At 38.9% G+C, this 12,710-nt stretch carries 6 protein-coding genes and 2 pseudogenes; 1 reads left to right on the forward strand and 7 read right to left on the reverse strand.

Going from position 1 to position 12,710, the window contains the following annotated elements; translation table 11 throughout:
- Positions 1–418: 418 nt before the first annotated feature.
- From ACQKFG_RS23540 to ACQKFG_RS23570, 7 genes and pseudogenes are all read right to left on the reverse strand, one after another.
- Positions 419–991 (reverse strand): tyrosine-type recombinase/integrase, encoded by a 573-nt coding sequence (locus ACQKFG_RS23540; protein ID WP_228467416.1) that lies wholly within the window; start codon positions 989–991, stop codon positions 419–421.
- A 609-nt stretch (positions 992–1,600) separates the two neighbouring features.
- Positions 1,601–2,572 (reverse strand): UV DNA damage repair endonuclease UvsE, encoded by a 972-nt coding sequence (uvsE, locus tag ACQKFG_RS23545; RefSeq protein ID WP_427563352.1) that lies wholly within the window; start codon positions 2,570–2,572, stop codon positions 1,601–1,603.
- A 182-nt stretch (positions 2,573–2,754) separates the two neighbouring features.
- Positions 2,755–3,258 carry a PCYCGC motif-containing (lipo)protein gene (locus tag ACQKFG_RS23550; protein ID WP_427563354.1) on the reverse strand — a complete coding sequence of 168 codons (504 nt, stop codon included), beginning with the start codon at positions 3,256–3,258 and terminating at the stop codon, positions 2,755–2,757.
- Between the two features lie 567 nt (positions 3,259–3,825).
- Positions 3,826–4,347: pseudogene (locus ACQKFG_RS23555) on the reverse strand (DUF1641 domain-containing protein); the annotation flags it as partial.
- Positions 4,340–7,303 (reverse strand): formate dehydrogenase subunit alpha, encoded by a 2,964-nt coding sequence (fdhF, locus tag ACQKFG_RS23560; protein ID WP_427563356.1) that lies wholly within the window; start codon positions 7,301–7,303, stop codon positions 4,340–4,342. The gene fdhF and the pseudogene ACQKFG_RS23555, both read right to left, overlap by 8 nt.
- Positions 7,304–7,486: 183 nt before the next feature.
- Positions 7,487–9,373, reverse strand: a pseudogene (gene pulA / locus ACQKFG_RS23565) (type I pullulanase); the annotation flags it as partial.
- A 373-nt stretch (positions 9,374–9,746) separates the two neighbouring features.
- Positions 9,747–11,876, reverse strand: a complete 2,130-nt coding sequence (locus ACQKFG_RS23570) for an ATP-dependent Clp protease ATP-binding subunit (RefSeq protein ID WP_427563358.1) — start codon at positions 11,874–11,876, stop codon at positions 9,747–9,749.
- 405 nt (positions 11,877–12,281) lie between these two features.
- On the opposite strand from ACQKFG_RS23570, the gene ACQKFG_RS23575 reads away from it, so the two are divergent.
- Positions 12,282–12,710: helix-turn-helix domain-containing protein (locus tag ACQKFG_RS23575; RefSeq protein ID WP_427563360.1), on the forward strand; the 429-nt coding region annotated here is incomplete at its 3' end.

The following is a 12,710-nucleotide window of genomic DNA, read 5'->3' on the forward strand; positions in this document are numbered from 1 at the left end:
GGTGGAATCCTTTTTTGGACAGGAGGATAAACCGCTAATTTTAGTTACCATAATATAATTATAGTAACTTGTTGTTTGACCCCCTTTTCATTCTTGATAACTTTTGTAACATTACTTATTCAAAAAAGTATGACAGATTTTCAGAAGTCTAAATGTTTCTAATATAATGTTTGAAAAGAAATTGGATTTTTTACATAATCACTACTGGATGATATCAACAAAAAAAGACTATATTCTAGTCTTTTTTTGTTGATATCATTCGATTGTGTTAAGATCCTATCCAATTACCAGTAATACCAGTTACCTCTGAGCATACAGATCTATCTTAATAATGTTGCATTGGAATAATTCCCTATTACAAGACTGAAATATCAATAATTAATAATGAGAAATACAAGAGTTGTCTTCGTCCGTTCTGTTAATAATAGAAATCCATCAATGTTTCGTCCATTAAATCTTGTGTGAGTCCTATGTAAATCATCGTATCTTTTGGATTGGAATGATTAAGGATTTGCTGCAGTAAAGCAATATCCTTGAATTTTTGATAATGCAAATAGCCGAAAGTTTTCCGAAGGGTATGTGTACCGACATCCGGAATGTCTGCCATTTCAGCTGCTTTGTTCAGCACCCGATAAGCCTGTACCCTAGTGATCGGTCCATTTCCTTTTCGACTCGGAAATAAATACTGTTCATTCTTCAGGTTCGATTTCCGGACATATTTCCTTACTTCCTTCCGTAGTTGAGGATTGACCAAGAATCTCTTAATTTTATCAGTTTTTTGCTCAACAATGACTATATGCGTACCCTCGAGAATATCTTTAACCCGCAATTGTAAAAGATCCCCTATACGTAATCCGATGTTTATCCCGATTGTAAACATCATATAATCCCTGTAGCTGCAATATTTTAATAATGACTTTTTCATCTTTTCTATGTGATCCAACCGGCGTATCGGCTGGACATTCTTTATTCTTTGAGAGGTTGCTTGCATGAATGGCTCATTCCCCTTTCCCCTTCTTTCATTGTACGTGAACAGGTGAAAAAAAGGCAAGTTTTATAAATTTTGATACCCTGATAAACCTTGATATAACGCGTTTTTGAATGTATCAATAGAGGTCCTTTGTTACATTCGGAATATTCTTATAAAAGAACCCGAATATCGCTTGAAATCTACCAACCTCCATTAACCGCTTCTACAGCCTCATATAGCGTTTTTAATCCGCAATCGACTCTTGACTCTAAGGAATTAAAACAACAGCTTTAAAATAGAAATATGAAGCTCGCTTTTTGACTTTTATTATAATTTTTTATGAAAATATACGATATTAAACAAGACTGTTTTTCTTTTTTTAATATTGTCTCTTTTCTATATTAATATAAGGGAAACGCCATTTTAAAAAAGCCGATTTACCCTGCTAAGAAATGTCTGGCATTCATTACAATTTTTTTTCTGTGAGAACAAATAAAATCGGTCCCGGGATTTCTTTTCCTCATTTGTAGTTAGATTCATTTTTATTTACAATAATTATGTTATGTAAACAGTAATTTTTGATAAAGAGAATCTTAGTTACTTCCCTTTGTCAAATATACCTCCGACCAATTAATGAATATAAAAACTGGCATTATCTATGATTTCTATTTCTTTGTAACTTTTTAGCTCATCCATCAATTGGAAAAGTGCTCCATCCTTTTGTTTTGCTTCAATCATGCAATCCAGCTGTGGTAAGCTTCCCTTTATTTGGTGCAAAAATTCCATGAACATTCCTATATCCACAAAGTCAGCGTGTGCTCGAAATTCCTTATCGGACCTTGGACTTGAAATATGCATTTTAGGAGGTAGCTTCGAAATACTCCAGGTATTTAATATACGGTTCCAATGCTCTTTCCAATCTTCACTTGGTAACTGATATGCGAGGTAATGGTGGTAATCAAAAACCATCGGAATTCCTAATTTCTCACATAAATAAAGGGTTTCCGACAAAGTAAAGGTAGTATCATCATTTTCAAGAATGACCATTCTTTGAATCGATTCAGGAATCAAACCCCAATTATGGATGAATTGCTCTAATGCCTGAACATGCTCCCCATAACCGCCCCCAACATGGAGAACACAGCGGTGCTCGGGATCGACTCCCATTTTTTTTAATAACGTATGATGCATCCTTAATGTTTTTAAAGATGTCTTCAGAATATCGATATTTGTACTATTCAAGATAACGAAATGATCTGGGTGAAAATCTATCCTTATTTTTGGGTGGTTTGTAATGAATGTTTTTAATTTAGCCAGTTCTTCTGAAATCGGATCGATGTAATCCCATTCTGGAATTTCTGGATGATTGGCTAAAGGGATTAGTTTTGAAGAAAGCCTAAAGAACTGAATATTATTAGCTTCGTTATGAATCAGCAAACGCCAGCAATTATGAAGATTGGAAATTGAAATACGTTCGAGCTTCCTTATCGCGGCATCTCTGTCCTTAATTTTCGAAAACTGAGCAAAAGTCATCGTTTGGGATGGTGAACAGTTTGGAACATGATTACTCATGGCTACATAACCAAGGCGGATTAATGTCAAGGGGATAGCTCCTTTACGATTTTATGTTTATTGGAAGTATTCCCCATTGCAATCAATATTATATATGTAAGCAACCATCCCTCCCTCCCAAAATAAAAAAATGGCCTTTTTCCGAATGAATATCGGGCAAAAACCATTTTTCCAACTATCATATTCACGCTAGGATTTCATTCTCTTTCCTTTTACACTTCAGGGGTCGGGGTTGGTTTAGCATATCCACTTTTATATTTCTCATCGATTTTATTCCGGATCTCTTTGATGCTCATACCGTCATTCAAGTCCAATATGGATTGTGCAGCTATTTCTAAGCAAACTCCGCATTTCGTCCCGTGGTCATCCCAAACGACTTCACCATTTTTTTTATTTTCATGGATAAAACAATCGTAATTATTTTTATGGTTAGCTGACTCTCCACAACCGCAGTAACAAGGTATTTTTTCAAGTAAATTTTTGTTTTGCGCAACAGCTAAATAGATTGTCTTCATATCCTCAGGTTTATCAGCTAAGAAATCCGGTGCTATCTCCTTGCTGCTGGTCTCCTCCTGAAGGTCACCGGATACCGAATGCTCTGAATGTCCTTCATGACTGTTTTCTTTTTGAACAACACTTTCCTCTTCCCTTGAACAACCTGAAAGTATTAATGAAGAACAGATCCCTAAAGTGATGGTCATTAATTTTAGCTTCATTTATACACCCCTTGATCAATTTGATACCCCCATTTTATGGTACGCAACGGATTTCTACAAGCATTAGGTTCCATAATGATAAGGATTTAAAATAACAAGTATACTAAAAAGCCTTACTGGTACGACTTCGGTATTAACCAAACTTTAAAAAAAGAATGAGGAGTCCTATTCTCACTTTCAACCCTTTTTGATTAAGTATCTGTATATGTTCGTTTCACTGATGATTGACTTTATTATTTGTGTCTAATAAAAATATAAAAGGCTAGTGAGAAATTTATTACTTATCTTGCGAAAAAAGCCGATGATTCCGTATAAGGGAATCATCGGCTTAAATATTTTATTGAGAATTCGTCACCTTTACTAACATTTCAATATTCCGGAGAAAAACGAACAAGGTCCTTATTTCTTTCTTCTCGAAAAAGTTAGCGGAATGGTTACGAGTGAAACTCCTGCAGCGATCCAAAACCAGCTGGTATATCGTTTTTTTTCTCTTCCGCCTTTACTGGGTATACTTGATCCGTATGATTTTCTTGTGGTCGGCCGTTCTATGTCTGCTGTTTCATTTGCTTTATGCAATTGCTGATTCTCTGGTAGTTGGGTGGTTCTTTCTAAACCGCTTGTATCTTCCCCCATTCCTTTAAGGAAGGTCATCAGAAATGTCATGGCTTGTTTGACTTCTTGGTCATTCAAGGAACGCATCAGCGCTAGATAGCTTGGCTTATCAGGAGTTTTACCCGCTTCGGCCACACGGGCAATCCCTGAATTGACTTTAAGGATAAGCGGTTCAAGCTGCTGAACATTAAGTGATCCTAAAGTGCCAAGTATGAGAAGGAGATTTTTTAGCGCATTTGCCGTTTCTGGGGTGTCTGCTGTTTTGACAAGAATGTTCAGCACTTTGTCCCCTTCCTTCAACAAACTGTTAACCATTGATAATATCCCACGATCCTGCATGCCTTTCATAACTTCAAACGTTTCTTTAATCACTTCTTTATTTTCCAAAAGGGTACGCTCTATATCCTCGAGTTCAATTCTTCTTCTTTCTTCATCGCTTAAGGTGATTCGATTGATCACTTTTGTCGCTTTAGCCACGGTTCCTCTCCTCCTTTTTGATTTTCAAGAGGTCACCGGGGAATATATAATCTTCGCGGGCCCATTTTTTTTGTACTTGTACACCTATCTGTGGTTGTGGATTACCATTACGATGGTTGAAGCTCGGCAATGGATTATCTCCTTTGACCCTGAGCACTTCCATTTTTGCCTGAACTTCCTTATAGGCAGGGGTATCAGTATCTTTATCTGAATGGCTGCTTGTCAATTGGTTGATTGCCCCGTCACCTGAATCGTTCATTGGCAGATAAACCTCTTTACCTTTAACACGATCTGTAACCAGGCATTGCACTTTCGCATTTCCATAAGGTGAAGTAAGCCGAACAAGAGTGCCATCCTCAAGCCCTCTATCTTTTGCCAATTCCCTGGATACTTCAAGGAATACTTTTGGCGTTTTGTAAGTGATGCCTTTTGATTTATAAGTCATGTTTCCTTCGTGGAAATGTTCCAACAATCGGCCATTATTCACATGGATATCAAACTCATCCCCAAAGTCAATCGGTCTGGTCCATTCGACTGGAAATAACCTTGCTTTTCCATCTGGGAAAGGAAAAGCTTCCGTGAATAAAAGCGGCGTATCTTTACCATCTGGTGCCACTGGCCATTGAAGACTTTTATATCCTTCCAAGCGTTCATAACTTACTCCAGCATATAATGGAGATAGTTTAGCTGCTTCGTCCATGATTTCACTTGGGTGCTCATAATTCCAACCTGCTCCTAACGAATTAGCTACATTCATAATGATTTGCCAATCGGGCTTTGAGTCACCCAACGGTTCAAAGACTTGATATAGACGTTGAATACGGCGTTCGGTATTCGTGAAGGTACCTTCTTTTTCAAAGCTTGGGCTTGCTGGGAGGACGACATCCGCGAATTCTGCCGTTCTTGATAAGAAGATATCTTGTACCACAAAGAAGTCCAGTTTTTCAAATGCTTCATGAACATGATTGATATTGGAATCGACCAGACCCATATCTTCTCCTTTTAAGTACATTGCTTTGATGGTACCTGCATGAATCCCTTCGACCATTTCATGATTATTAAGGCCTGGGTTTTCTGGTATTTTTGCACCCCAGATGTTTTCATATTTCGCGCGAACGTTTTTGTCCGTTACTTTTTCGTAACCTGGCAAGCGATCCGGCATACTGCCAAAGTCGCTGGCTCCTTGGACATTATTATGTCCGCGTAAAGGATAAGTACCTGTTCCAGGTTTACCGTAGTTGCCTGTTATGAGCAATAAATTGGAAATTGCAGTACTCGTATCGCTTCCTCCGCCATGCTGGGTAACGCCCATGGCCCAAAGCGATGCAACACTTCCCGCTTCATGAATGGCTTCTGCAAGCGTAATTAAATCTTCTTTAGCTACACCTGTTACTTTTTCCGCATATTCCATTGTGTAAGGTTCTAAAGACTTGATGTATTCCTCCATCCCATTTACGCGATTTTTGATGAAGTTTTTATCAGTCCAACCTTTGTCGACGATATATTTAGTCACGGCGGACAGCCAAATGATATCCGACCCCGGAGCAGGCTGGATGAAGAGATCGGAACGTTCAGCCATTTCATGCTTTCTGATGTCCGCCACGATCAGCTTCTGTTTACCTATTTTATGGGAACGTTTGATTCTGGTAGCCAAAACGGGGTGGGATTCGGCTGTATTGGAGCCTATGATTAATACAAGTTCGGACTTTTCGATATCTTTTATCCCTCCTGTATCCCCGCCATATCCAACCGTTCTGAATAATCCCAAAGTAGCCGGCGTTTGACAATACCGGGAACAGTTATCCACATTATTGGTGCCAATGATTCCCCTTGCCAGCTTTTGCATTAAATAGGACTCTTCATTGGTGCATTTGGAAGACGTTATGAAAGCCATTGAATCCGGTCCGTGATACTCTTTGATTTCGGTGAATTTACGGGAAATCAATTCAAGGGCTTCATCCCATTCAACTTCCTTGAACGCATCTCCTTCTCTAATTAAAGGTTTTGTGAGTCTTTCTTCACTATTCACGAAATCCCATCCGAATTTCCCTTTTACACAAGTCGAAATTCCATTTGCAGGTGCCTCCACTTGCGGTTCGATTTTTAGGATTTTACGATCTTTGGTCCAAACGTCAAAGCTGCATCCTACCCCGCAGTATGTACAAACCGTTTTTGTCTTCTTGATCCTTGCATCCCTCATGGCTGATTCCATATCTGAAATCGCTAGAATCGAACCATATCCCGTTTCCACATTTTTCGTGATTTCTATCATAGGTCGAAGAGTTTGTTTAGCGATGCCGGTTAAAAATCCAGCTTCCCCTTCCATTCCTTTTTCCATCATTGCATTACACGGACAAACAGTGGAACAGTGTCCACATGACACACATGATGATTCGTTGATTGGAACATTATTGTCCCAAATGACTCGTGGACGTTTAGCTTCCCAATCAATGGTCAATGTTTCAGTGACCTGTACATCTTGACATGCTTCAACACAACGGCCGCAAAGGATGCATTGATCCGGATCATATCGATAAAATGGATTTGACCGATCCACTTCATATGGTTTCTGATCAAAAGGAACACTTTGATGATTTACCCTCATTTCCTTAACCGTATTGTGGATTTCACAAGTGCCATTATTATAATCGCAAACCGTACAATAAAGCTCATGGTTATACAATATCTTGTCCATCGCCATGACCTGTGCTTCTTTTACATCTGGTGAAACTGTATCGATTACATCCCCAGCCTTGATCTTGGTGGAACAAGACCTTACAAGTTCTCCATTAACGCTCACTAAACATGTATCACATGTTTCGATAGGACCCAGGCTAGGATGGTAACAAACATTCGGGATTTCAATCGAGCTATCCGTCAGCATTTGTAAAATTGTTTGATTACCTTCCAGGCTGGCCTCTACACCATTGATTTTTATCTGTACTTTCTCTGGCAAAATAATCGGCTCCCCTCTTAAAAAACGATAAAATTCATCATTAAGTATTTTCTACCCCCGCACATTTTTTCTCAAACTTGCGAAAGAAAATAATGGAAGACTTCATTTGACCAATAATTTTCATATCAGAAAATGAAATAAAGTCAAAGTGAGACATAGTATTCACTCACTTCGACTTTATTATCATCCGTTAGAATTTGTTTTCAGTACAAACGAACTTAAAGGGGCAACGGTAATCTGACTCCCTTTAACCCTTTTTATTTCTTCCAGGCCCGCCCGCTGACCATCCACTAAAACGGACCAATCACCTTCGTGGGGAAGAGAAATGGTTATCCCGTCCCAATTTGCATTATGAATCACTGCAATTTTGTAATCATTATGTTTCAAAGTAAATGCAACCGCATTTGGCGGAGCATCAATGAATTGTAAATGCTCCTCAATTTCCTCGGGTGTGCTTAACCTAAAAACAGCATGATTTTTCCTGAGCGAAATTAGTCCTTTCATATACTCCACTTCCCGATCTAACACCGCTCTCCTTTTCCAATCCAACCGGTTAATCCAATCGGAAGATTGATAGCTATTTTCATCCCCATCCTTCGTACGCATGAACTCTTGTCCAGCATGTATCATTGGAATTCCCTGTGACAGTAAGACGACGGCCGAAGCTAATTTATGCATCTGTTTCCGTACCTGTTCTGTCGCATCTGGATTTGTGATGAGAAGCTTATCCCATAAAGTATAATTGTCATGTGCTTCAACATAATTGATCACTTGATCTGGTCTTTGATAGGTTGCTATATCTTCGTCATATTTCAAACCACCAGCGATGCCCTTTTTTATTACATCTTCCATTCCTGGTTTGCCATTCACGAATCCTTTATCATGTTCATTCATTACAAACCCTTTTAAACCATCACGGATCGCATCGTTAAAGTGAGCGATTCCAGGCATTTTACAAGCATTCTTTTGATTTGCTTTCAGCTCTTGGGCAAGGGGGGTATCCATATCCCAGCCTTCTCCCAAAACAATGAGGGACGGATCAATTTCTGCCAGTGCCTTTTTCACCTCATTCATCGTTTCCACATCATGAATCCCCATTAAATCGAAACGAAAACCATCAAGGTCAAATTCCTTCGCCCAATACGTTACAGATTCAACGATGAATTTTCGCATCATTTTACGTTCAGACGCGGTGTCATTTCCTACACCGGTTCCATTAGATAAGGTACCGTCGGCGTTATAGCGAAAAAAGTAAGTGGGAACGAGTTTATGGAAGTTTGATCCCTCCACTGTATAAACGTGATTATACACAACATCCATGATTACGCGTAAACCATGATCGTGTAAACCTTGAATCATTTCCTTTAACTCCCGGATCCTGACTTTTGGTTGATACGGATCAGTCGAATAAGAACCCTCGGGAGCATTATAATTCTGTGGATCATATCCCCAGTTATATTGCGGTTCATTCAATTTCATTTCATTGACTGTAGCAAAATCGAATATCGGGATAAACTGAACATGGGTAACACCTAGATCTTTAATATGATCAAGACCCGTTTTCGCTCCTTCAGGGCCTTTGGTGCCGGCTTCGATCACTCCTAAGAATTTACCTTTATGATGGATTCCGCTTTCAGGATGAATCGACAGATCCCGTGTATGCAATTCATAAATGATTATGTCCTCAGCTTTTTCGAGTGGTGGTTTATTCCGTGTCCACCTTTCAGGATTCGTATCATTTAAATCTATCACGACTCCTTTATTACCATTAACAGTAACTGCACGAACATAGGGATCGACGGCTTCACTCCAGGTTTCTCCCACTCTCACTTTATATGTATAAATCAAGCCATCCTGATCTCCGTTCATCTCAATGGTCCATGTCCCCTTCTCCGAACGAACCATCTGAATCTCCATTCCATCTGTATCATCCCAATGGTTATAAGTGACTAGCTTAGCTTCAGATGCAAGTGGTGCCCATAATCGGAATGCCGTTTTATCTTTAAGATAGGAATTTCCTAAATCTTTGCCTTCATAGAAATATAGTTCATCCAATTCCGACGGGTTCACTGGATTACTATTTGCAATCGGCAGAGATTCCAACTGATTTTCCGCTTCATTATCCATTGGTTTTCGATTATTTTTATTTTCCTCTTCAAAATAAGAAAGTGAATCTTTAATAGGTCATTCCTCCATTGAAATTCCCATTTTAGAACAGGAATTATTAATATTTATAATCATAAACGAAACTTCCCTCATGTTATGTTCCACAGGCGTTTCCCATCAAAACATTCAATCAGCAAAATATGTCGAAAATTCAGAAATCTGCATTTAATAATCGAAAGCTATAGGTCATTTAGCTGAACCTTATCTATCATTTTATAAAAATAAAAAAAATGCCTCCATAACAGTTTTACGGTCTTGGAGGCATTTCTAGTACTCTTTATGGTGTTTTAATAATTTTCACAGAGGCATCCTCAACAATTGCAGTGAAGTTCTTAACTTCAGGCTGCTCAAAGATAAAGTCAGTGATGCCGTCTTCGAGCTGTTCTTGAAGTACACGGCGGAGTGGTCTCGCCCCGAAAGCTGGGTGATATCCGAGTTCAATCAGCCTTTGTTTCGCTTCATTCGTTACATCTAAAGATAAACCATTTGCAGCAAGGGTTTCTTCTAGCTCGTGAATCATGATATCAACGATTTGCAGAAGATCTTCCTTCTTCAATGCCGAGAATTCAATGATGCTATCGAATCGGTTCAAGAATTCCGGTTTGAAGAAACTGCCTAAAGATTGTAGGATTGAAGCCTCTTCCACAGCTGAACTTGTACCGAATCCCATTACTTTTTGTTTCTCACCGACCCCAGCATTACTCGTCATGATGATCACGGTATCTTTAAAAGTAACGGTCCGCCCTTGACTGTCGGTTAAGCGGCCATCTTCCATGATTTGCAGGAACATATGCAATACATCCGGATGTGCCTTTTCGATTTCATCCAATAGGATGATACTGTAAGGTTTGCGGCGAACTTTTTCCGTCAATTGTCCAGCTTCCTCATGCCCTACATATCCAGGAGGAGAACCGATTAATTTAGAAACACTGTGTTTCTCCATGAATTCACTCATGTCAAGACGAATCATCGCTTCCTTGTCCCCGAACAATTCCTCAGCGAGAGTTTTCGCCAATTCGGTTTTACCTACTCCTGTCGGACCAACGAAAAGGAAAGATCCGGTAGGACGATTTTTGGATTTTAACCCTGCTCGACTTCTTCGAACGGCCTTTGAAACCTTTTTGACAGCTTCTTGCTGCCCGATTACTTTTTTCATCAGCTCCTCCTGGAGATGAACCATTCTATCTTGCTCATCTTCTTGGAGCTTACCTACAGGTATACCAGTCTTTTGTTCGATGATATTTTGAATATCTTCAACGGTAACGGTTGGCTTAATTGCATCTTCTCCAGCCTGCAAGGACTTTTCCAGTTTTTCTTCTTCATCACGAAGAAGGGCAGCTTTTTCATATGCTTCTTCTTTTAAGGCTATTTCTTTTTCTTTATAAATTTGCGCCAGACGCTCTTTCATGTTTTCTACCTGGCCGTCTTCGATGTTCAAGTTCAATTTCGAACCAGCTTCATCCATTAAGTCTATTGCCTTATCAGGCAGGAATCGATCTTGAATATAGCGATTCGAGAGTTCAACAGCCGCTTTTAGGGCTTCCTCACTATATGATACACCATGATAAGATTCATAACTATCTTTTAAACCATGTAAGATGACCAATGCCTCAGCCGTTGTCGGCTCATTAACGTGAACAGGCTGGAAGCGTCTTTCAAGGGCACCATCTTTTTCAATTTTCCTATATTCGGATAAAGTTGTTGCTCCGACAAGCTGAAGTTCACCGCGTGCAAGTGCAGGTTTCAAGATATTCCCTGCATCCATTGATCCTTCGGCTGAACCCGCTCCCACAAGTTGATGAATTTCATCGATGAATAAAATGACATTTTTTCTTTCCTGCAATTCACTGATCAATTGCTTCATTCGTTCTTCGAATTGCCCTCTAATTCCAGTATTCGAAACAAGGGACGCTACATCAAGCATATATACAAGCTTATTACGTAATTTAACAGGCACTGAACCTTCTACAATCGCTAAAGCAAGACCTTCGGCAATGGCTGTTTTACCGACACCAGGTTCACCGATTAAAACGGGATTATTTTTATTGCGTCTATTAAGAACTTCAATGACGCGTTTGATTTCTTCATTTCTTCCGATAACGGGATCGATAAGTCCAGCTTTCGCAGCATCGGTCAAATTGCGGCCATACTCCTCAAGCAATCCTCCATCCTCGCCATGTTCAGCTGAATCCGGTTTTGGTATATCATTATAATTAAATGGATTGAATGAATTTGGAAATCCATTATATTGGAATTTTCCTGTATCCATTCCGCCCATTGCTGCTCCAAGTTTGTTTCGTTCTTCTTTATAACAAGTGGAGCACAGTTTCACATCATGCTCCTGACCGTTCATATTTAGGTGAACTTGAATATTTGCTTGGTTTACATGACATTTTTCACAAAGCATGTAGTACTCCTCCTTTAAAAAAATGAATTCACAATAAAACTTTGACCTTCTTTGACTTTCTAATTTTATTATACCTTGACCTTCTTTGACTTTCAATAATTTTGTCTGGGAATTTTTTTGCAATAAAAAAAGAAATTCCTTCGATTTGGTTTGCTAAGCATATTAAACTATCCATTTCCAGTCAAATAAAAAGTTTCTATGTATGCCTCTTAGTATATTCAGATATTATTGATTACCCACTTCAGGATAACCATAACCTAATCTATTAACAAAAATATCATCAATTCCCTATTTCCTTGCCCATATGCCTCATCCACTCTTATTTTTAAAACAAAAAAAGAGACTGCATTTGAACTGCACCTCCAATTGTTAGATACCATCTAACAATTGGAGGTGCTATTTTTTATGACAAAATATTCATTAGAGTTGAAATTAAAAGCTGTCCTTGCTTATTTAGAAGGAGTTGTCTCATTTAGTACTATCGCCAAACAATTTAATACCAGTTTGACTCCTTTAAAGCATTGGGTGGCACATTATAAAGAACAAGGGATAGAAGGGCTAATTTCTACCTATACAAATTATGATATTAACTTTAAGATGGATGTACTAAACTATATGAACGATTTTGGAGTGTCTAGTACCCATGCAGCTGCTGTGTATAACATTGCTTCTCCTTCTACTATTAATATGTGGCTAAAGCAATTGGAGGAGAACGGGGTTGACGCTCTTGAAACGAATAAAAAGGGGCGTCCATCCATGAAAAAAGAAACAAAGAAAAAACCAGTAGAAGGGTCATTAGAGGCATTACAGGCTGAAAATGAACGATTACGTGCA

The organism is Peribacillus sp. NPDC076916 (assembly GCF_050269675.1).
Lineage (GTDB): Bacteria > Bacillota > Bacilli > Bacillales > DSM-1321 > Peribacillus > Peribacillus aracenensis.